At 70.9% G+C, this 18,753-nt stretch carries 20 protein-coding genes; 8 read left to right on the top strand and 12 right to left on the bottom strand.

The genetic code is table 11. From position 1 onward, the window contains the following. Window positions 1-14 precede the first annotated feature (14 nt). Window positions 15-1,040 (bottom strand): LacI family DNA-binding transcriptional regulator, encoded by a 1,026-nt coding sequence (locus tag AB0M63_RS40125; protein WP_366022853.1) that lies wholly within the window; start codon window positions 1,038-1,040, stop codon window positions 15-17. A gap of 146 nt (window positions 1,041-1,186) precedes the next feature. Between AB0M63_RS40125 and AB0M63_RS40120 the strand changes: the two genes are divergently transcribed. From AB0M63_RS40120 to AB0M63_RS40095, 6 genes are all read left to right on the top strand, one after another. Next, the gene (locus AB0M63_RS40120; RefSeq protein ID WP_366022852.1) at window positions 1,187-2,005 is read left to right on the top strand and encodes an ATP-binding cassette domain-containing protein; all 819 of its coding nucleotides are present in this window, start codon (window positions 1,187-1,189) and stop codon (window positions 2,003-2,005) included. Beyond that, entirely contained in the window at window positions 2,002-3,066 is a 1,065-nt protein-coding gene (locus AB0M63_RS40115; protein ID WP_355915731.1) for an ABC transporter permease, read from the top strand. The genes AB0M63_RS40120 and AB0M63_RS40115 overlap by 4 nt, the downstream gene beginning before the upstream one ends. Next, window positions 3,059-4,132: an ABC transporter substrate-binding protein gene (locus AB0M63_RS40110; protein ID WP_366022851.1), complete on the top strand. Its 1,074-nt coding sequence runs from the start codon at window positions 3,059-3,061 to the stop codon at window positions 4,130-4,132. Before AB0M63_RS40115 ends, AB0M63_RS40110 begins: the two co-directional genes overlap by 8 nt. Before the next feature lie 113 nt (window positions 4,133-4,245). Further along, window positions 4,246-5,691, top strand: coding sequence for an argininosuccinate synthase (gene argG, locus AB0M63_RS40105; RefSeq protein WP_356054113.1), 1,446 nt, complete (start codon window positions 4,246-4,248; stop codon window positions 5,689-5,691). A gap of 106 nt (window positions 5,692-5,797) precedes the next feature. Beyond that, entirely contained in the window at window positions 5,798-6,961 is a 1,164-nt protein-coding gene (locus AB0M63_RS40100; protein ID WP_366022850.1) for a M20 family metallopeptidase, read from the top strand. A gap of 30 nt (window positions 6,962-6,991) precedes the next feature. Beyond that, window positions 6,992-7,546 (top strand): TerD family protein, encoded by a 555-nt coding sequence (locus AB0M63_RS40095; RefSeq protein WP_366022871.1) that lies wholly within the window; start codon window positions 6,992-6,994, stop codon window positions 7,544-7,546. On the opposite strand, the gene AB0M63_RS40090 is transcribed toward AB0M63_RS40095, so the two are convergent. Next, the gene (locus AB0M63_RS40090; protein WP_355915743.1) at window positions 7,512-8,240 is read right to left on the bottom strand and encodes a hypothetical protein; all 729 of its coding nucleotides are present in this window, start codon (window positions 8,238-8,240) and stop codon (window positions 7,512-7,514) included. The genes AB0M63_RS40095 and AB0M63_RS40090 overlap by 35 nt on opposite strands. A gap of 188 nt (window positions 8,241-8,428) precedes the next feature. Between AB0M63_RS40090 and AB0M63_RS40085 the strand changes: the two genes are divergently transcribed. Further along, window positions 8,429-9,565 (top strand): PP2C family protein-serine/threonine phosphatase, encoded by a 1,137-nt coding sequence (locus AB0M63_RS40085; RefSeq protein ID WP_355915746.1) that lies wholly within the window; start codon window positions 8,429-8,431, stop codon window positions 9,563-9,565. Between the two features lie 13 nt (window positions 9,566-9,578). Here the strand turns inward: AB0M63_RS40085 and AB0M63_RS40080 are convergent, their stop codons facing one another. The 8 genes from AB0M63_RS40080 to AB0M63_RS40045 all read right to left on the bottom strand — a co-directional run bounded on the left by AB0M63_RS40080 (window position 9,579) and on the right by AB0M63_RS40045 (window position 16,949). Then, on the bottom strand, window positions 9,579-10,553 hold the full coding sequence (locus AB0M63_RS40080) for an MASE1 domain-containing protein (RefSeq protein ID WP_366022849.1): 975 nt from the start codon (window positions 10,551-10,553) through the stop codon (window positions 9,579-9,581). A gap of 98 nt (window positions 10,554-10,651) precedes the next feature. Further along, the gene (locus tag AB0M63_RS40075) at window positions 10,652-11,482 is read right to left on the bottom strand and encodes a PP2C family protein-serine/threonine phosphatase (RefSeq protein ID WP_355915752.1); all 831 of its coding nucleotides are present in this window, start codon (window positions 11,480-11,482) and stop codon (window positions 10,652-10,654) included. Window positions 11,483-11,618: 136 nt separating this feature from the next. After that, window positions 11,619-11,741, bottom strand: coding sequence for a type B 50S ribosomal protein L36 (ykgO, locus tag AB0M63_RS40070; protein ID WP_366022848.1), 123 nt, complete (start codon window positions 11,739-11,741; stop codon window positions 11,619-11,621). Then, the gene (locus AB0M63_RS40065; protein ID WP_366022847.1) at window positions 11,738-11,986 is read right to left on the bottom strand and encodes a type B 50S ribosomal protein L31; all 249 of its coding nucleotides are present in this window, start codon (window positions 11,984-11,986) and stop codon (window positions 11,738-11,740) included. The genes ykgO and AB0M63_RS40065 overlap by 4 nt, the downstream gene beginning before the upstream one ends. A gap of 50 nt (window positions 11,987-12,036) precedes the next feature. Further along, window positions 12,037-12,201, bottom strand: coding sequence for a 50S ribosomal protein L33 (gene rpmG, locus AB0M63_RS40060; RefSeq protein ID WP_355915759.1), 165 nt, complete (start codon window positions 12,199-12,201; stop codon window positions 12,037-12,039). A 93-nt stretch (window positions 12,202-12,294) separates the two neighbouring features. After that, entirely contained in the window at window positions 12,295-14,181 is a 1,887-nt protein-coding gene (gene nhaA, locus AB0M63_RS40055) for a Na+/H+ antiporter NhaA (protein WP_366022846.1), read from the bottom strand. Window positions 14,182-14,270: 89 nt separating this feature from the next. Further along, window positions 14,271-15,911 (bottom strand): phosphoglucomutase (alpha-D-glucose-1,6-bisphosphate-dependent), encoded by a 1,641-nt coding sequence (pgm, locus tag AB0M63_RS40050; protein ID WP_366022845.1) that lies wholly within the window; start codon window positions 15,909-15,911, stop codon window positions 14,271-14,273. A 114-nt stretch (window positions 15,912-16,025) separates the two neighbouring features. Continuing rightward, a complete protein-coding gene (locus AB0M63_RS40045; protein ID WP_366022844.1) occupies window positions 16,026-16,949 on the bottom strand; it encodes an SGNH/GDSL hydrolase family protein in 924 nt (307 codons plus the stop codon). A 267-nt stretch (window positions 16,950-17,216) separates the two neighbouring features. Here AB0M63_RS40045 and AB0M63_RS40040 point away from each other — a divergent pair, with 267 nt between their 5' ends. Then, on the top strand, window positions 17,217-17,891 hold the full coding sequence (locus AB0M63_RS40040; protein ID WP_355915771.1) for a hypothetical protein: 675 nt from the start codon (window positions 17,217-17,219) through the stop codon (window positions 17,889-17,891). Between the two features lie 54 nt (window positions 17,892-17,945). On the opposite strand, the gene AB0M63_RS40035 is transcribed toward AB0M63_RS40040, so the two are convergent. Together AB0M63_RS40035 and AB0M63_RS40030 are read right to left on the bottom strand one after the other, a co-directional pair. Further along, a complete protein-coding gene (locus tag AB0M63_RS40035; protein WP_355915774.1) occupies window positions 17,946-18,182 on the bottom strand; it encodes a chaplin in 237 nt (78 codons plus the stop codon). A gap of 113 nt (window positions 18,183-18,295) precedes the next feature. After that, entirely contained in the window at window positions 18,296-18,748 is a 453-nt protein-coding gene (locus tag AB0M63_RS40030; protein WP_366022843.1) for an NAD(P)H-dependent oxidoreductase, read from the bottom strand. Between the last annotated feature and the right edge of the window lie 5 nt (window positions 18,749-18,753).

The raw sequence follows: 18,753 nt of genomic DNA, 5'->3' as shown, positions 1-18,753 counted from the left end.
GGGGCTGGGAGTCGTCAGCGCCGAGGAGCGGCGGGCGGCGTGCCGGGTCCCGGAATCTCCCCCGACCCGCGCGGGATCAGCTCGGTCGGCATGACGACCCGGCGGGGCGGTGACGTGTCCCCGTTGATACGGGCGAACAGCAGATGCGCGGCGCTCGTCGCGAGGGCCACCGGGTCTTGCGCGATGACGGTGACCGGCGGGGTCAACCGCGCGGCCAGGGCGAAGTCGTCGAAGGCGATGAACGCGATCGTGGCGGGCAGCACGGCCAGCACACCGAACGCGAGGACCTCGTTGCCCGCGACCACGGCGGTGGGCGGCTCGGGCGCGGAGAGGATCGCGGTGACGGCCCGGGCGGCGTCCGCGCCGGAGCCCACCCCGTGCCGTACGAGCGCCGGATCGGCGTCGATACCCGCCGCGCTCAGGGCCGCCAGATAGCCGCGGTGGCGCTCGCCGCAGGTCCAGATCTCCCGTTTGTCGCCGAGGTAGCCGATCCGGCGATGGCCGTGCGCGATCAGATGGCGCACGGCCCGCTCCACCGCGCCGAAGTTGTCCACCACCACGGTGTCCACGTCCAGACCCGGCGCCGCCCGGTCCACGCACACGATCTTCGTACCCCGTGCCTGCGCCGAGCGCAGGAAGCGGTGGTCGCCCGCGACCGGGGTCAGGATCAGCCCGTCGACGCGGCGGGCGGTGAAGGCCGCGACGACCTCGCGTTCACGGTGCGGGTCGGCGCGGCTGGAGCCGATGAGCACCATGTTGCCGCGCCGGTGGGCGATGTCCTCGGTGGCGGAGGCGACGGCGGCCATGAAGGGGTCGGCAACGTTGTCCACCATCAGTCCGATGGTCTGGCTCAATCGGTCCGTACGGCGCAACTGCCGTGCCACGTCGTCGCGTTGATAGCCCAGCCGGCGGACGGCGGCCTCCACCCGGGCGGCCGTTCGCGGTGCCACGCCCGTCTCGCCGTTGACGACCCGGGACACCGTCATCACACTCACGCCGGCTGCCGCGGCTACGTCCTTCATCCTGGGACGACTGGCCACGCCGCGTCCTCCAGATCCCGTCCGGCACGCCCGGACCGACGGGCTGATGATGCCCGCCCGATTCCGTTCGTACCCGACCCTTGACGCCCACTCATGGGCCTCCCAGAATCGACGAACTGTTAACGATACCAACCAGAAAGCACAGCATGGCCTCTGCAAGGGAACCACTTCTCGCGGCACATGGTGTGGTCAAGCGTTTCGGCCATGTCCAGGCGCTCCAGGGCGCCGACTTCACGGCGTACGCCGGTGAGGTCGTCGCACTGATCGGTGACAACGGTGCCGGCAAGTCGACGTTGGTGAACGTCCTTTCCGGCGTGCTCACCCCGGACGAGGGCGAGGTACGCCTGGACGGGGTGCCGGTCCGGTTCAGCGGGCCGATGGACGCGCAACAGCACGGTGTCGAGACCGTCTACCAGGATCTTTCGCTGGCGCCGGATCTGGACGCGGCGGCCAATCTCTATCTCGGCAGGGAACTCGTCCGCGGCGGCTTCCTCGGCCGCCTGGGCGTGCTCGACCGGCCCACGATGCGCCGGGAGGCGGTCGCGGCGTTCGGTGAACTGGGCGTCGAGCTGAAAGATGTGACGGCTCCTGTGACAACGTTGTCGGGAGGGCAGCGGCAGTCCGTGGCAGTCGCGCGGGCGGTCGCCTTCGCCAACAAGGTCATCTTCATGGACGAGCCGACCGCCGCCCTGGGCGTCGTCCAGCGCGCCCGTGTCCTGGAGACCGTCCGCAGGGTCGCCGACCGGGGCATCTGCGTCGTGCTCATCAGCCACAACATGCCCGAGGTGCTGTCGGTCGCGGACCGGGTCGAGGTGCTGCGGCTGGGGCGCCGGGTCGCCTCGTTCACCGCGGCGGACGCCACGATCGAGAAACTCGTCGGGGCCATGACCGGATCGCTGGACGAGCCCGCGCCGGGCGGGAACCACGCCCCGGCCGGCGCGACGGAAGCGGAGGACGGGCGATGAGCGCCAACAGCCAGGACATCAAGCCGGCCGCCCCGGCGCAGGAGCCGCCGCCCCCGGCCGACGGCGGACGCCTCGCGATACCCCCGTGGCTGCGACGGGCCGCCGGGATCAGCGAGTTGTGGACGTTCGTGATCCTCGTGGCGCTGGTCGCGTTCTTCACGATCGCGGCGCCGGGCAAGTTCTTCACGCAGTACGACATCACGCAGATCGCCGTGAACGCGGCCATCTATCTGGTGCTCGGCGTCGGCATGACGTTCGTGATCATCACCGCGGGCATCGATCTGTCGATCGGCTCGGTGCTGGTCCTGGCCGCGGTCGCCGCGGGCGAGTACAACCTCCACCACGGCGGACCCACCGCCGGCTGGGGCACGGTCACCGTGTGCGTCCTCATCGCCCTTGCCGTGGGCGCGGGTTGGGGCGCGTTGCAGGGCGCGGTGGTGGCGACCGGCAAGGTGCCGCCGCTGATCGTGACCCTGGGCGGTCTGGGCGCGGCCCTGGGTATCGCCGAACTGGCCACCGGAGGCCAGGACCCGGCCGGTGCCGCGGCCACCCACCTCCAGAACAGCCTGGGCTTCGGCAAGTTGCTCGGCATCCCGTGGATGGTGATCCTCGCGGCGGTGGTCACCGCCCTGTTCGGCGCGGTGCTGGGCGCCACGCGCTTCGGCAGCCACACCCTGGCGATCGGCTCCAACCCGACCGCCGTTCGCCGTGCGGGCATCCCGGTGGGACGTCATCTCGTCCTGGTCTACGGCCTGATGGGCCTGCTCGCCGGTCTGGGCGCGGTGATGTGGCTGGCCTCGTACGGCACCACGTCCATCGCCGGGCATTCCACCGACAACCTGAAGGTGATCACCGCGGTGGTCCTGGGCGGCACCAGCCTGTTCGGCGGGCGGGGTTCCGTGCTCGGCACCGTGATCGGTGTGTTCATCCCCGCCGTGCTCACCACCGGGCTGATCGTCATCGGCGTTCAGCAGTACTGGCAGGACGTCGCCGTGGGCGTCGTCCTGGTCGTGGCGGTCTACATCGACCAGATGCGCAGGAAGACCCGAGAGCGTGCCTGACCCCCGCAGCGAGTCCATCAGAGAACCCCGCACCGACCCCCGCACGACCCAGGAGGACACCCTTATGTCGAGCATCCGCGTCTCCCGCAAAATACTGGTCGCCGCGGGCACCGTGCTGGCCCTCACCGGCGCCGCCGCCTGCAGTTCGTCGAGCGACAGCGGCGGTTCGGGGTCGAAGGGCGGCGCCTCGGGCAAGAAGGTCCGGCTGATCACCGGCGTGAAGAGCGACCCCTTCTACATCACCATGACCTGCGCGGCGCAGACCGAGGCCAAGGCCAAGGGCATGGACTTCTCCGCGGACGGTTCCGCGCAGTGGGACGTGTCGGTGCAGCGGCCCCTCCTCGACTCGGTGGCCGCCTCCCGGCCGGACGGGCTGCTGATCTCGCCGGTCGACACCAGCGCGCTCACCCCCTCGCTCAAGCAGATCCAGTCGGCCGGGACCAAGGTGGCGCTGGTGGACACCACGGTCTCCGACTCCTCGATCGGCATCACCCGGATCTCGTCCGACAACGAGAAGGGCGGCCGGGTGGCGGCCGACGCGCTCGCCAAGCTGATGAACGAGAAGGGCTCGGCGATCGTCATCAGCGTCAAGCCCGGTGTCTCCACCACGGACGCCCGCATCAAGGGCTTCACCGAGGAGATGGGGAAGTACCCCAACATCAAGCTGCTGCCGACCCTGTACGACAACGACCTGCCGGCCACCGCGGCCTCGCAGATCCAGTCGACGCTGGCGGCCCACCCCGACCTGGGCGGTGTCTTCGCGGGCAACACCAACACCGGTACGGGCATCGCCACCGGTCTCAAGCAGGCCGGCAAGCAGGGCGCGGTGAAGGTCGCCGCGTTCGACGCCGAGCCGGACGAGGTCGCCTCGCTCAAGGCGGGCACCCTCCAGGTCCTGGTCGCGCAGGATCCGGCGGCGATCGGCAAGGAGGCGGTCGACCAGTTGGCCGCGGCCTTCGAGGGTAAGACCGTCCAGAAGTCGATCGGCACCAACATGGTCGCCATCACCAAGGCGAACATGGGTCAGCCCGAGATCAGCAAGTACTTCTACAAGGCCGGCTGCTGACCCGACCGACGCGACCGGTTCCGCCGGGTGTCCCGCTCTTCCGCGGGCACCCGGCGGAACTGATTCCGGAAGGGGACTTTGCATGACCATGCGCGAGCGTGCATAATCTTCCTATGTCTAAGGTCCTCACCTCTCTTCCCACCGGCGAGCGCGTCGGCATCGCCTTCTCGGGCGGACTCGACACCTCGGTCGCGGTCGCCTGGATGCGCGACAAGGGTGCCGTCCCCTGCACCTACACCGCCGACATCGGCCAGTACGACGAGCCCGACATCGCCTCGGTGCCCGGCCGCGCGCAGGCCTACGGCGCCGAGATCGCGCGTCTGGTGGACTGCCGTGCGGCGCTGGTCGAGGAGGGCCTGGCCGCGCTCACCTGCGGGGCGTTCCACATCCGCTCCGGCGGGCGCGCCTATTTCAACACCACCCCGCTGGGCCGTGCCGTCACCGGCACCCTGCTGGTCCGGGCGATGCTTGAGGACGACGTCCAGATCTGGGGCGACGGCTCGACCTTCAAGGGCAACGACATCGAGCGGTTCTACCGCTACGGCCTGCTCGCCAACCCGCACCTGCGGATCTACAAGCCCTGGCTGGACGCGGACTTCGTGACCGAGCTGGGCGGCCGCAAGGAGATGTCGGAGTGGCTGCTCGCGCACGAGCTGCCCTACCGGGACAGCACGGAGAAGGCGTACTCCACCGACGCCAACATCTGGGGCGCCACCCACGAGGCCAAGACGCTTGAGCACCTGGACACGGGCGTGGAGACGGTGGAGCCGATCATGGGCGTCCGCTTCTGGGACCCGTCGGTCGAGATCGCCACCGAGGACGTGACGATCGGCTTCGACCAGGGCCGCCCGGTGACGATCAACGGCAAGGAGTTCGCCTCCCCCGTCGACCTGGTGATGGAGGCCAACGCGATCGGCGGCCGCCACGGCATGGGCATGTCCGACCAGATCGAGAACCGGATCATCGAGGCCAAGAGCCGGGGCATCTACGAGGCGCCCGGCATGGCCCTGCTGCACGCCGCCTACGAGCGCCTGGTGAACGCGATCCACAACGAGGACACCCTCGCCCAGTACCACAACGAGGGCCGGCGCCTGGGCCGCCTGATGTACGAGGGCCGCTGGCTGGACCCGCAGGCCCTGATGGTCCGCGAGTCCCTCCAGCGCTGGGTCGGCTCGGCGATCACCGGCGAGGTCACCCTGCGGCTGCGGCGCGGCGAGGACTACTCGCTGCTCGACACCACGGGCCCCGCATTCAGCTACCACCCGGACAAGCTGTCCATGGAGCGCACCGAGGACTCGGCCTTCGGCCCGGTGGACCGGATCGGCCAGCTCACCATGCGCAACCTCGACATCGCCGACTCGCGCGCCAAGCTGGAGCAGTACGCCGGGCTCGGTCTGATCGGCGCCGGAAACGCCGCGATCGGCGCCGCGCAGGCCGCCGCGACCGGCCTCATCGGCTCCATGCCCGAGGGCGGCGCCGAGGCCATCGCCTCCCGGGGCGAGGTCGACGAGGACGACGCGCTGCTGGACCGCGCCGCGATGGAGTCCGGCACGGACTGACCGGCTCCGGGACACACCGGCACCGCCGAAGGGCCGCCTCGACACACACCGTCGAGGCGGCCCTTCGCCGATCCGGCCTGCGCCGACGCCCACGTAGCCTTGGGCCATGACCAGCATGCGCCAAGCCGTCGACGTGAATGTCGACGCGATGATCGACGACCTCAGGACCCTCGTCCAGGTCGAGTCACCGTCACGCCAGTTGGACGCCCTGAGGAAATCGGCCGAGACCGTCGCCGAGGTCATCGAGGGGCGGCTCGGTGGGCATGCCGCGGTCGTCGACAGCGACGGCGGGCCGCACGTCCACTGGTCGGGCGGTGGCGCACCGCGCGTGCTGATCCTGGGTCACCACGACACGGTGTTCCCGCTCGGCACCCTGGAACTGCGCCCCTTCCGGGTCGAGGACGGCCGGGCGTACGGACCCGGTGTCTTCGACATGCTCGGCGGTCTGGTGCAGGCGGTCCACGGGCTGGCGACGCTCACCGACCGGTCCGGGGTCGAGATCCTGGTGACCGCCGACGAAGAGGTCGGCTCCCACTTCTCCCGGGCGTTGATCGAGGAACGCGCCCTCGCCTGCGGTGCCGTTCTCGTGGTCGAGGGCGCCGCCGACGGCGGGGCCGTGAAGACCGGCCGCAAGGGCTGCGGCACCTTCGAGGTGTCCGTCGCGGGCCGGGCCTCGCACGCGGGACTCGAACCCGCCGCCGGGGTCAACGCGTTGGTCGAGGCGGCCCACCAGGTGCTGGCCGTCGCGGCGTTGGCGCGGCCCGAGATCGGCACCACGGTCACCCCGACCGTCGCGTCGGCGGGGACGCTGGACAACGTCGTACCGGCGGAGGCGACCGTCGTCGTGGACGTCAGGGTCGAGTCGGCCGACGAGAAGGAGCGGATCGAGTCCGCGTTCGCCGCCCTGTCCCCGCGTCTCGACGAGGCGGTGATCACCGTACGGGGAGGGGTCGGCCGGCCTCCCATGCCCGAGTCCGCGGCGGCCGAACTGTTCGCGGTGGCGCGGCGGTTGCTGCCCGGTCTCGAAGGCAGGGCGGTCGGTGGTGGCAGCGACGGGAACTTCACGGCAGCGCTGGGGGTGCCGACGCTCGACGGGCTGGGAGCGGTCGGGGGCGGGGCCCACGCCGACCACGAGTATCTGCTCGTCGGGTCGATGGCCGAGCGGGCGAACCTCGTCGCCGGGCTGGTGAATGTGATCCAGGACTCCCGGCCCCAGGCAGGTCAGACAAGCTCGGACGGCACCAACAAGCCACCGAAGAGCCATACTTGACCATGCGGGGGATCGTCCCGTGATGGCCTGATACGGGGAGAGCGGCATCCAGTGAGCATTATCAGCAAGGTCGAGGGCAAGGTCGAGGTGCGGCTCCGCTGGGATCCGAGTCCCTTCGGTGAGCCACCGCGCCATCTGGACATCGTCGCGGCAACCTACTCCGCCGACGCCCCGTACGGTCGTCCGGTGTACGTCGTCCACACCGAGAGCCGCTCGCCGGACGGCACCATCAACATGAGCCGGCACAGCGAGACGGGTCAGGGGTACGGGTACATCGAGGTGATGGTGCTGGAACTCGACCGCCTCGCGTCCTCCTTCGCGCGGGTGGTCGTAGGGGTGGCGATCCATCAGAGCGGCGGGCCCAGGACCTTCGGTGATCTGTCGCACGCCAGGGCGCTGGTCGTGGAGGGGTACAAGGAGCTGCTGTCGGACGACTTCGCCGGAGTGGCCGGGTCCACCGCCGCGACGGTCGGGGAGTTCACCAAGGACGCCTCCGGGGCGTGGGAGTTCCGCTCGATGGTGCGCGGGTTCGACAGCGAGCCGGTGGGGTTCACCGCGGAGATGGGCAGCCCGTCTCGGCCCTGACCGGCCGGCCCGTCCCGAACTGCGGGAGCAGCGCCGTGACGGTCGCCCGCCGGTGGCGCAGCTCGTGGAACAGGCCCATGACGAGGGCGGTACCCACCGCGACCAGATGTTCGCGGCCCGCCAGGTTGGGTCTCACGATCGACTCCCACACCATCGATCCGCCGGTGAGGACGAACACGACCGGTGCGCGGCGGACGACGGCGAGATAGGTGAAGAGGCCCACGACCGCGGCGGACGGTCCGGTGTCGAGGACATGTCCGATCTCGGGCCGCAGCCCGATGCCCCCGCAGCCGGGCCCGATCAGGAGCATCACGCGGACCGTGAGGGTGCCGGCCAGCGTGGTCGCGTAGGCGACGAACAGCGTCCGGGCCCGGCCGAGTGCCAGCTCGGCCAGCGCGAAGGCGAGGAACAGTTGGGTGATGCCGGCCCACACGGGCAGGTCGAGGGCGGGCACGTACAGCGATATGGGGGTGCGCAGCAGGGCGAGCCACAGCGGCAGGTCGCCCTGGACGCCACCGAGATGCCGCACCACCGTCTCACCGCCCGGCCGCTGTGCCAGCGCGTGGAAGAAGATGACGCCGAAGGCGGCGACGAACGCCAGGGACACACCCGGCAGTCCACGCCGCAGCAACTGACGTACGGGATCGACGACGATGCCCTGCCATTCCCCCCGCAACGTGCGCCAGATGAGCACTGTCCCCTCACTCCCCCACCATCGGTGGACCATACGGTTCGGAATCCGGCCCCCCGACCGGGTCGGGCGCGTCCCTGGTCGGTCCGGAACTGTCGGCGCAGCTCGCGGACGGTACGCATGGGGCCGATATTGAAGAGTGGGAAGCGATCCCGACGGTTGTCCGACGAGTGAAGGCAGCGGGAGGGCCGGTGCGCAGATCTGGAGATCCGGCCGGTTCCACCGTGGCCGACGCCGGGCACCGGACCACGCCTCCGCTCTCCTGGGCCGTGGTGGTGTTCTGGCTCGTCAGCGTCACGGCACTGGTGGCGTTGACCGGCATCGTCCTGGGCCGGGACACCCGCCCGGCGCCGTTTCTGGTGGTGCTGCCCGCGCTGATCGCCGGGCGTGGGACGGTGCGGCAGACCACCGTCGCCTCGGTGTGGGTGACGTTGGTCATCGTCGGTTCCCTCATCGACAGCCCGCTGGGCACGGCGGGCGCGGACGCGGCGGTCATCGCCTTCACTCTGGTGTTCAACGGCCTCAGCGTGGCCCGGGCGGCGCAGCGGATCCGCTGGGAGGGCGAGATCGCCCGGCTGCGGTCCGCGGCGGCGGCCCTGCAACGGCAGATCCTGCGCCCGTTTCCGCTGATGACCGACCAGCTGCTGGTCCACGGTCTGTACCGGCCGGTGGAGGAGGACAGCCGGGTCGGGGGCGACGTCTACGAGGTGGTCGCCTCCCCGTACGGCACCCGCGTCTTCATCGCCGACGTCCAGGGCAAGGGCCTCCAGGCGATCAGCGCGGCCTTCGCCGTACTGAGCGCCTTCCGCGAGGCGGCCGTCGCCGAACCCACGCTCACGGCCGTGGTCGACGCCCTGGAGGAGGCGGTGCTGCGGCACAACTCCTTCGCGGCGCAGACCGGTGAGCGGGAGCGGTTCGTGACGGCGATCGTCCTCGGGGTCGACGGTGAGCGGGAGGTCCAGGCGATCAACTGCGGTCATGTGGCGCCGCTGCTGCTCCACGAGGAGCGGGCCGAGCCGGTGCTCCGGCAGGAGCCCTGCGTTCCGCTGGGCCTCGACGCGCTGGCCCCTGAGCCTCGTACCGTCGAATGGTTCGTGTTCCCGCCGGACGGCACCCTGCTGCTCTGCACGGACGGCGTCACCGAGGCGCGTGATCCGTCCGGCGCGTTCTATCCGCTGGAGGAGCGCGCCGCGGCCTGGGGCGAGGTCCTCCCGAAGGATGTGCCGGCCACCCTCTACGGCGACCTGCGCCGCCACACGGCGGGCACGCCCCGGGACGACACCGCGCTGCTGGTGCTGCGCCGGAGGGGTGACGCGGGCCTCCTGTGACGGAGCGGGCCGGTCACGGACGGCCGCCCTGGCGGGGGTCCCCCGCGGTGAGGTGTTCGAGGACCTCGGCCAGTTCCTGGCAGGCCCGTTCCACCGAGAGTCTGGTGTTGCGCTGCTCGGTGATGACGGCGGACAGCAGCAGGGCGGTGAGGGCCATCGTGCCGTTGAAGGCCTGGAGCTTCATCATCACCTCGACATGGGTGAGCCGGCCGAACGGGCCCGACTCCTGGGTCGCGGCGATGGTGGCCATGACGGAGGCGAACAGGGCGCACAGCATGCTGCCCGCGAGGCGGAACCGCAGTGCCGCCCAGATCAGCAGCGGATAGACCAGGAACAGCAGACTGACGTGGCTGTGGGTGACCAGCGGGACGATCACGGCGACGGTCGCCGCGAGCAGCAGGGCCTCCTTCCAGCGGTGCAGGTCCAGTGGCCGGCGCACGGTGCTCAGCATGAGCAGGAGCGGGGTGACGATGAGGACGCCCATCGCGTCGCCGACCCACCAGCCCAGCCAGACCGGCCAGAAGGAGTGTTCCTCCAGCTTGTCGGTGATGACGAGCAGTCCGACCCCGCAGGAGGCGCTGATCAGCATGGCGGACAGGGCGCCCAGGAACACCAGCGCGAGGCCGTCCCGCAGCCGGCCGAGATCGGTGCGGAAGCCCACCCGGCGCAGCATGAGGTAGGCGCAGGCGGGGGCCAGGGTGTTGCCCGCCAGGACGACGAGCACCGTGGGCCGGAGCGAGGTGAGGGACATGATCACGAGGAGCACGCCGAGGGCGATCCCGGGCAGGACCCGCAGCCCGAAGAGCAGCAGACAGGCCACCGCGACGCCGGTGGGCGGCCAGATGGGTGTGAACACGGCGCCCTCGACGACCAGCTGCCGCAGCAGGCCCAGCCGTCCCGCCGCGAAGTAGCCGCCGGCGACGGCCAGCGTCAGGAGGGCGTACCCGGCCGGTCGCCGCAGATCATCGAAACCCACCACAGCTGCCATCAGACACCGACCCGGCCGGGTCGGCGAGGCGAGGGGCGGAGCGGGAACGGCCCGGGTCGCGTCCGTGAAATCCCGTCGCGGGACTTCGCGGACACGGCCTACGGCCCGGTGTCGGGCGCGTCGTGGCCCACGACCAGGACGGCCGCGTCGTCCTCGTGGCCCACCCGTTCGGCTCCCTTGATCACGGCGGCGGCGAGCGAGCCCGCCTCCATGCCCGCCACAGCGGCGACTCCGGCGAGGCGCATCACCTGGTCGAGGCCTTCGTCGACGCTCATCGAGGGGCCCTCGACCACGCCGTCGGTCACCAGGACGAAGACGCCGCCCGTGGTGAGCCGGTGCTCGGTCACCGGGTAACGCTGTCCGGCGACGATGCCGAGGGGCGGTCCGCCCTCGTCGTCGGTGATGCCGCACCGGCCGTCCGCCGTGGCCCACACGGAGGGTATGTGTCCGGCCCGTGCGCTCTCCAGCACTCCGGTGACCGGGTCGAGCCGGACAAAGGTGCAGGTGGCGAAGAGTTCGGTGCCGAGGGACAGGAGCAGGTCGTTGGTGAGGCTGAGGAGTTCGCCGGGTTCGCTGGTGACCGAGGCGAGTGCGCGCAGGCCGACCCTGACCTGGCCCATGAAGGCGGCGGCCTCGATGTTGTGGCCCTGGACGTCGCCGATGGACAGACCGATGCGCCCGTCGGGCATCGTGAACGCGTCGTACCAGTCGCCGCCCACGTTGAGGCCGTGGTTGGCGGGTGAGTACTGGACCGCGAGGTGGAACCGGGGGGTGACGGGCATGTCGCCGGGCAGCATGCCGCGCTGGAGGGCGACGGCCAACTGGAGCAGGGAGCGCTGCAGCTCCGCGCGCTCGCGTGCCTGGGCGGTCAGCGTCCCGAGCCTGGCCAGCAGCTCGTCGCCGTCGTCCGTGGGGCGCTTCCGGAACATCCACCACTCCAAGGGGTTGGTACCGCTATAAGCATAAAGAACCGATTTTTCTCCCTCCGGAACGTGCGAGCGGGAACGACGAAGGCCCGGCCACCGCGACAAAGCGGGGCCGGGCCGACCGGTCGTACGCGCCGCGTCAGCCCTGGCGGGCGTTGAAGCGCGGGTCCTTCTTGTTGATCACGAACGTGACGCCTCGGCGGCGCACCACCTGCGCGCCGGGTTTGGCCTTCAGCGAGCGCAGGGAATTGCGGACCTTCATGACGTCCTCCCGTAGCGGCGCTCGAAGCGCTCCACGCGGCCGGCGGTGTCCACGACCCGCGTGTTGCCGGTGTAGAACGGGTGGCTGGCCGACGAGATCTCGACGTCGATCAGCGGGTAGGTGTTGCCGTCCGCCCACTCGATCGTGCGCGCCGAGTGCGCGGTCGAGGTGGTGAGGAACGCGGTGTCCGCCGCGCGATCGCGGAAGACGACCGGACGGGATACGGGGTGGATGCCAGACCTCATGGTGCTTCCTTCCTCAGGCCGTCCACGGAGGGACGGCCGCTGTGCTGGGTTCAACGTGTCTCGCGGAATTCGACGTGCTCTCCGGCCACCGGGTCGTACTTGCGCAGGACGAGCCGGTCGGGGTCGTTGAGACGGTTCTTGCGCGTCACATAGGTGACGCCGGTCCCGGCCGTCGACTTCAGGGTGACGACAGGACGGGTCGTGGTGCGTGCCATGAGGACCTCCTTCCGCCCACATCCCGGGATTTTGTCCCGAGCATGTCAGCTACATGCGTTCCAACACCGGCACCCCTCGGCGCATTCCCGGCTCTAGACGGCCGCCACCGCCGCCCGCTCACGGGCCGCCCGCACGGCCTGGGACAGGCCGTCGATGTCGTACGCGCCATAGTGGCGGCGCCCGTTGACGAAGAAGGTCGGGGTGCCCGCGACGCCGCTGAGGTCGGCCGACTCGACGTCCTCGGCGACATGGCTCGCCCCGGCGTGGGCCCGCATGTCCCGTTCGAAGCGGGCGGTGTCGAGGCCGATCTGTTCGGCGTAGCCCCGCAGATCCTTGAGGCGCAGGGCTCCCTGGTGGCCGAGCAGCAGGTCGTGCATGGCCCAGTAGCCGCCCTGCAGCGCGGCGGCCTCCGCGGCCTCGGCGGCGAGCTGGGCGTGGACGTGCACGTCCGTGAGCGGGAGGTGCCGCCACACATAGCGCACCTCGTCCCCGAAGGACCCGAGCAGTTCGCGGACGACCGGCTCGGCCTGCCCGCAGAAGGGGCACTCGTAGTCGCCGTACTCCACGACGGTCACCGGGGCGTGCCGCGGTCCGCGCACGTGGTCGCGGTCGGGGTCGACGGGGACCGACAGGTCGACGATGGTCTCCACCTTGCCGAACAGCAGCCTGGGCCGGACCTGCGGCGGAAGCAGTCCGATCGCGCCGGTGACCAGGCGGCCGACCAGGAACGAGGCGATGACCGCACTGAGGATGCCCGTCTTCGCGTCCTCCAGGGTGGTGCCGTCGAAGGCGAGGGTCGCGATCAGCAGGGAGACCGTGAAGCCGACGCCGGCCAGGGTGCCGCCCGCGGTCACGGCCCCCCAGCCGACCGGCGGCCGGATCCGGCCCCGGGACAGGACGCTGGTCAGCGCCGTCGAGGAGACGATGCCGAGCGGCTTGCCGACGACGTACCCGATGAGGATGCCCAGCCCGACGGGTGAGGTGAAGGCCCTGGTCAGTTGCTCCCCGCTGATCTGGAGCCCGGCGTTGGCCAGCGCGAACAGCGGGACCACGACATAGCTCGCCCACGGGTGGTACATGCGCTGCAAGCGGTCGTTCGGGGAGATCGACGCGGCGATGCCGGCGCGTACGTCGCGTTCCAGCTCGGGTGTGGGCTGCTCGCGGAACAGCCGGAAAAGGCCGGTGGCGCGTTCGAGGTCGTCGCGTCCCGCCGGATAGGCGTACGTGATCAGCCCCATGGCGAGCCCGATGACGACGGGGTCCACACCCGATTCGAGCAGGGCGACCCAGGCCACCACCCCGAGCAGCGCGTACACGGGCCCCCGGCGCACCCTGTACCGCATCAGCAGCACGATCACGGCGAACGTGCCCACGGCGACGAGGAGCGCCGGTACGACGAGGTGGTCGCTGTAGAAGACGGCGATCACCACGAGCGCCAGGAAGTCGTCGACGACGGTGATCGTGAGGAGGAACACCCGTAGCCCGGGCGGCATTTGGCGGCCGACGACGGCCAGCATGCCCAGCGCGAACGCGGTGTCGGTGGACATCACCGCGCCCCAGCCGTGCGCTGTCCCGTGCCCGCTGTTGATCGCCAGGTAGATGCCGATCGGCACGAGCATGCCGCTGGCGCCCGCGACGATCGGCAGCGCCAGCCGTCTGCGGTCGCGCAGCTCGCCCATGTCGAACTCGCGGCGCGCCTCCAGGCCCACGACGAGGAAGAACAGCGTCATCAGCCCGCTGTTGACCCACTCGCGTAGATCGAGGGAGACCCCGTGCGAGCCGAGCCGGACGGCGAGGCGGGTCTGCCAGAACGACTCGTACGCCGAGGGTGCGACATTGGCCCAGACGAGCGCGACGAGCGCCGCCACCACCAGGACGGCGGCGCTGCCGGTCTCGGTCCGCAGAAAGTCACGGAGCGGGGAACGCGTGTCGTCACCGCACGACGTCTGCCCCATGTAGTCGGTGGCTTCCAAGGACATTCGGGGTTCACTTTCACCTGGCGTCGTGACTCTCGTGTCGCCCAACACCGGCTGCCGCACCATTCATTCCTACGGCGAGGCGGTCCGGGTCAGCCGCCCAGCGCCGCCCCGACCACGGCCTTCGCCTCCTCCTGCACCTGGCCGAGGTGGTCCGGGCCGAGGAACGACTCGGCGTAGATCTTGTAGACATCCTCGGTGCCGGAGGGCCGCGCGGCGAACCAGGCGTTGGCGGTCGTCACCTTGATACCGCCGAGGGCCGCTCCGTTGCCGGGTGCCTCGGTGAGGACGCCGGTGACGGGCTCACCGGCCAGGGTGTCGGCGGTGATCTGCGCGGGCGAGAGCTTGCCGAGCAGCGCCTTCTCCTCGCGGTTCGCGGGGGCGTCGATCCGGGCGTAGGCCGGAGTGCCGAAGCGGTCCGTGAGGGCGGCGTAGTGCTGTGACGGCGTCTTCCCGGTGACCGCCGTGATCTCGCTCGCGAGCAGCGCCAGGATGATGCCGTCCTTGTCGGTGGTCCACACGGAGCCGTCCCGGCGCAGGAAGGACGCGCCGGCCGACTCCTCGCCGCCGAAGCCGAGCGAGCCGTCGACCAGGCCGTCCACGAACCACTTGAAGCCGACGGGCACCTCGACGAGCCGGCGCCCGAGGTCGGCGGCGACCCGGTCGATCATCGACGAGGACACCAGTGTCTTGCCGACGCCCGCGTCGGCGGGCCAGCGCTCGCGGTGGGCGTAGAGGTAGGAGATGGCCACGGTCAGATAGTGGTTGGGGTTCATCAGGCCGGCATCCGGGGTGACGATGCCGTGCCGGTCGGAGTCGGCGTCGTTGCCGGTGGCGATGTCGAACCGGTCGCGCTGGGCGATCAGCGAGGCCATCGCGTACGGCGAGGAGCAGTCCATGCGGATCTTGCCGTCCCAGTCCAGCGTCATGAAGCGCCAGGTCGGGTCCGTGAGCGGATTGACCACGGTCAGGTCGAGCCGGTGCTCCTCGGCGATCCGGCCCCAGTAGGCGACGGACGCCCCGCCCAGCGGGTCGGCGCCGATCCGCACACCGGCCGTCCTGATCGCGTCCAGGTCGAGGACGCTCGGCAGGTCGGCGACGTAGGTGCCGAGGTAGTCGTAGCGCCCGGTGCCTGGCGCGGCGAGCGCGCGGGTGTAGGGGATGCGACGGACGTCCTTCATACCGCTCGCGATGATCTCGTTGGCGCGGTCCTGGATCCACGAGGTGATCTCGGAGCCCGCCGGGCCGCCGTTGGGCGGGTTGTACTTGAAGCCGCCGTCGGCCGGCGGGTTGTGGGAGGGGGTCACCACGACGCCGTCCGCGAGGCCCGAGGTCCGGCCGCGGTTGTGGGTGAGGATGGCGTGGGACACCGCCGGAGTGGGCGTGTAGCCGTCCGCGCTGTCGATGAGGACCGTGACCCCGTTGGCGGCGAACACCTCCAGCGCGGTGACCTTCGCGGGCTCGGACAGCGCGTGGGTGTCGGCGCCGAGGAAGAGCGGGCCGTCGGTGCCCTGGTCGGCCCGGTACTCGCAGATGGCCTGGCTGGTGGCGGCGATGTGGTCCTCGTTGAACGCCGTCGCCAGGGACGACCCGCGGTGCCCCGAGGTGCCGAACGCCACGCGCTGCCCCGGCTCGGCGGGGTCCGGGTGCAGCGCGTAGTAGGCGGTGACCAGTCGGGCCACGTCTACGAGATCCTCTGCGCGGGCCTGTTCGCCCGCTCGCTCGTGTGGCATGTGCCCGCTCCTCCGTATCGACCGACTTCGCGTACGGCCCCATCTTTCCTCGTCAGGGCCGACTTTCGCGAGTACACCACCTCCGCCTGTGGATAACTTCGCCGCCGCTGTCCGTCAGTACCGGCTGTGCCGGTCCAGTTGCTTGAGCACGGCGCCCGCCATGGCCGCCTCGCCCTTCGCGTTGGGATGCGCCGGAGCCGCCGGGGAGGCGGGCTGCAGCGGCTCTATCCAGCGGTCGGCGGGCGCCTTGCACATGTCGTGGCCGACGGTCGGACCGTAGGTGTCGACGTACTCCGCGCCGTTGAGCGCGGCCACCAGACGGAGCATCAGGTTGAGGCGCTTGCCGGTGTCGCGCAGATACGGGAAGTCCTTTGCGGCGAACGGCACCGAGGGGTAGCAGCCGCTGCCGTCGTCGGGCAGCAGGTCCGGGTAGCCGACGACGAGCACACGCGCGTGCGGTGCCTTCTTGTGGACCGCGCGCAGCACCTTGGCCACCTTCGGCGCGGTGTTGAGGACGGTGAGCGCCAACTGGTCGGCTCCGGAGGAGTTGTAGTAGCGCTGGCACGGGTTGCCCGTCAGGTCCGTGGCGCTGAGCTTGGCGCAGGTGCCGATGATGGTGCTGAAACCGATGTCGTTGCCGCCGATCTGGACGGTCACCAGGTCCGTGTCCCGCTGCACGGCGTCGAGTTGGGGCGGGTTGGTGCCCTGCGCCTTCCACATCTCCTCGGTGGTCGCGCCGCTGCAGCTCACGTCCTTGAGGACGGTCCCTCTCTGGTCCGCCGTCACCACCGAGGGGTAGTTGTGGTCGGAGCGGGCGCAGTTGGCGTCCACCTGGGTCGGGATGTAGGGGCCCGAGGTGTAGGAGTCCCCGAGCGCCACGTACTGCGTGGTGCGGTCGTGGCTGTGACCCGAGCCGCCGTGCGCCGCCGCGGGCGCCGCGGACGCGACGACGAGTGCACAGCCGCTGACCGCCGCCGCGACCGCCACGGCCCTGCCTCGGTGATGGGCCGTCGTGGCCGGATGCGTCTCACGGTTCATGAAGTTCCTCCCCCAGGTACGAGACGGCGCGACGGGTCCGGCCCGAAGCGATCGTCTCTTGTTCAACTGGCCTTGTATACCGGTCGGTAAGTCCCGGGGGCCAGAGGTCGGCGGGTATGAGTTCGCCGCCCGAAAGTGGCGTGGTGCCCGCCGAAACAGTTCGGCCGGTTTGGTGGCCGGTTCCCTTCCCCGCGCACATGGACCGCCCCCGGCGGGTATCCCTACCGCAGGCGCCAACGCGCGCGAGGGTGGGGGGAGTTGACCCTGGTGACGCAGAGGGAGCACGGGCACCAGCAGCACGAGTCGCCGCGCTTCCGGAGGCGGGAGACGATCCGCGCGCTGCGCGCCCAGGGACGCTATGGCCCCGGGCTGCACGAGGTGCTGCCCGCTCTCCTGGTCGTGGCCCTCGTCGTGTGCGGGACCGTGGCCGGCCTCGCCGTGGCCTACCGCGTCCTCGGCACCGGCGCGCTCGCCGGCGGGCTGGCGCTGCTCGCCCTGGTCGCCGCGGCCGTGGTCCGGCACCATCGCCCGCTGGCCCGGCGCCGCCTGGGCTACTACACGCCCGAGGAGATCGCCGACCTGGATGTGGAGGGTCTCGCCCTGGCCGTGTCCCGGATGCTGCGCCGGGACGGCTGGCGGGCCCTCGCCCGGCCGGACGCGCTGGGCCAGCCACGGGTGCGGGCGCGCAACCGGCTCGGTCACCGTCTGGACGTGGCCTTCCGGCCGGTCGCCGAACCACTGCCCGACGAGGAGACCCCGACGCGCACCGCACGCTCGGCCGGCTCAGGCCCGCATCTCCGTCTCGTGGTGCACCGGGGCACCTTCAGCCGACGTGACGTCCAGTGGGCCCGCAGACAGGGCGGCGTCCAGCTCATCGACGGCACACGATTACGGCGCTGGGCCCACGGCACCCCGCTGCACCGCCTTACCGACGTCCCCTGACACACGGAACGAGCCGCGGGCACAGGGCCCGCGGCTCGTTCACGGTACGGCCGGTCAGCTCTGGCAGTGGTTGCCCGTCGCGGGGTTCAGCAGACCGAGGACGTCGATCGTGTTGCCGCATACGTTGAGGTCCAGGTCGACCGGGATCTGGACAACGTTTCCGGAGAGCACACCCGGGCTGTCGACGGCGACACCGACGGGGTCGGGACCGGGGTCGGCGCTCGCCGTGCCGGCACACAGCAGCAACGCCGCACCCGCCAGACCCAACACGGCCGTCAGACGCTTGCTCATGAAGAACTCCTGTCACTCGGAGGGGCATGTCCCTCCACGCTGAGGGTGCTCCGGGGGGTCACGACATTCTTCGGCGTCCGAACGGGTGGCGGCCCTTCTCCCGGGCCGCCCGCTCAGGCGGTGAGACCGGCGGCGACCGTTGCCCCGAGTTCCCAGCAGGCCTCGGTGCCGGCCTTGTCCGGCTCGCCGGTCAGCGTCACCGGATCCGCCACGCGCCGCCAGCCCAGCCCGGTGGTGATCGACTCGATGCCGCGCACGGCGCCCGTCACATCGCTCCCGCCGTGCACGTAGTACCCGAAGGGCCGGCCGCGCGTCTCGTCCAGGCAGGGGTAGTAGACCTGGTCGAAGAAGTGCTTGAGGGCACCGGACACATAGCCGAGGTTCGCGGGCGTGCCCAGCAGATACCCGTCGGCGGCGAGCACGTCCGACACGGTCGCCGACAGCGCGGCACGCCGAACGACCCGCACGTCCTCGATCTCCGGAGTCGTCGCTCCGGAGACGACGGCCTCGAACATCGCCTGGCAGTTGGGCGAGGGGGTGTGATGCACGATCAGCAAGGTGGGCACGGGGC

The organism is Streptomyces sp. NPDC051576 (assembly GCF_040681835.1).
Taxonomy (GTDB): domain Bacteria; phylum Actinomycetota; class Actinomycetes; order Streptomycetales; family Streptomycetaceae; genus Streptomyces.
This window is presented reverse-complemented; position numbering and strand designations above follow the sequence as displayed.

Coding starts and splice junctions, on each gene's coding strand:
- pgm (WP_366022845.1), bottom strand. CDS start 15,911: ATGCCACACGAGCGAGCGGGCGAACAGGCCCGCGCAGAGGATCTCGTA.
- AB0M63_RS40045 (WP_366022844.1), bottom strand. CDS start 16,949: ATGAACCGTGAGACGCATCCGGCCACGACGGCCCATCACCGAGGCAGG.
- AB0M63_RS40080 (WP_366022849.1), bottom strand. CDS start 10,553: ATGGCAGCTGTGGTGGGTTTCGATGATCTGCGGCGACCGGCCGGGTAC.
- AB0M63_RS40100 (WP_366022850.1), top strand. CDS start 5,798: ATGACCAGCATGCGCCAAGCCGTCGACGTGAATGTCGACGCGATGATC.
- AB0M63_RS40035 (WP_355915774.1), bottom strand. CDS start 18,182: ATGAGCAAGCGTCTGACGGCCGTGTTGGGTCTGGCGGGTGCGGCGTTG.
- argG (WP_356054113.1), top strand. CDS start 4,246: ATGTCTAAGGTCCTCACCTCTCTTCCCACCGGCGAGCGCGTCGGCATC.
- AB0M63_RS40120 (WP_366022852.1), top strand. CDS start 1,187: ATGGCCTCTGCAAGGGAACCACTTCTCGCGGCACATGGTGTGGTCAAG.
- AB0M63_RS40065 (WP_366022847.1), bottom strand. CDS start 11,986: ATGAGGTCTGGCATCCACCCCGTATCCCGTCCGGTCGTCTTCCGCGAT.
- ykgO (WP_366022848.1), bottom strand. CDS start 11,741: ATGAAGGTCCGCAATTCCCTGCGCTCGCTGAAGGCCAAACCCGGCGCG.
- AB0M63_RS40115 (WP_355915731.1), top strand. CDS start 2,002: ATGAGCGCCAACAGCCAGGACATCAAGCCGGCCGCCCCGGCGCAGGAG.
- AB0M63_RS40075 (WP_355915752.1), bottom strand. CDS start 11,482: ATGTTCCGGAAGCGCCCCACGGACGACGGCGACGAGCTGCTGGCCAGG.
- rpmG (WP_355915759.1), bottom strand. CDS start 12,201: ATGGCACGCACCACGACCCGTCCTGTCGTCACCCTGAAGTCGACGGCC.
- nhaA (WP_366022846.1), bottom strand. CDS start 14,181: ATGTCCTTGGAAGCCACCGACTACATGGGGCAGACGTCGTGCGGTGAC.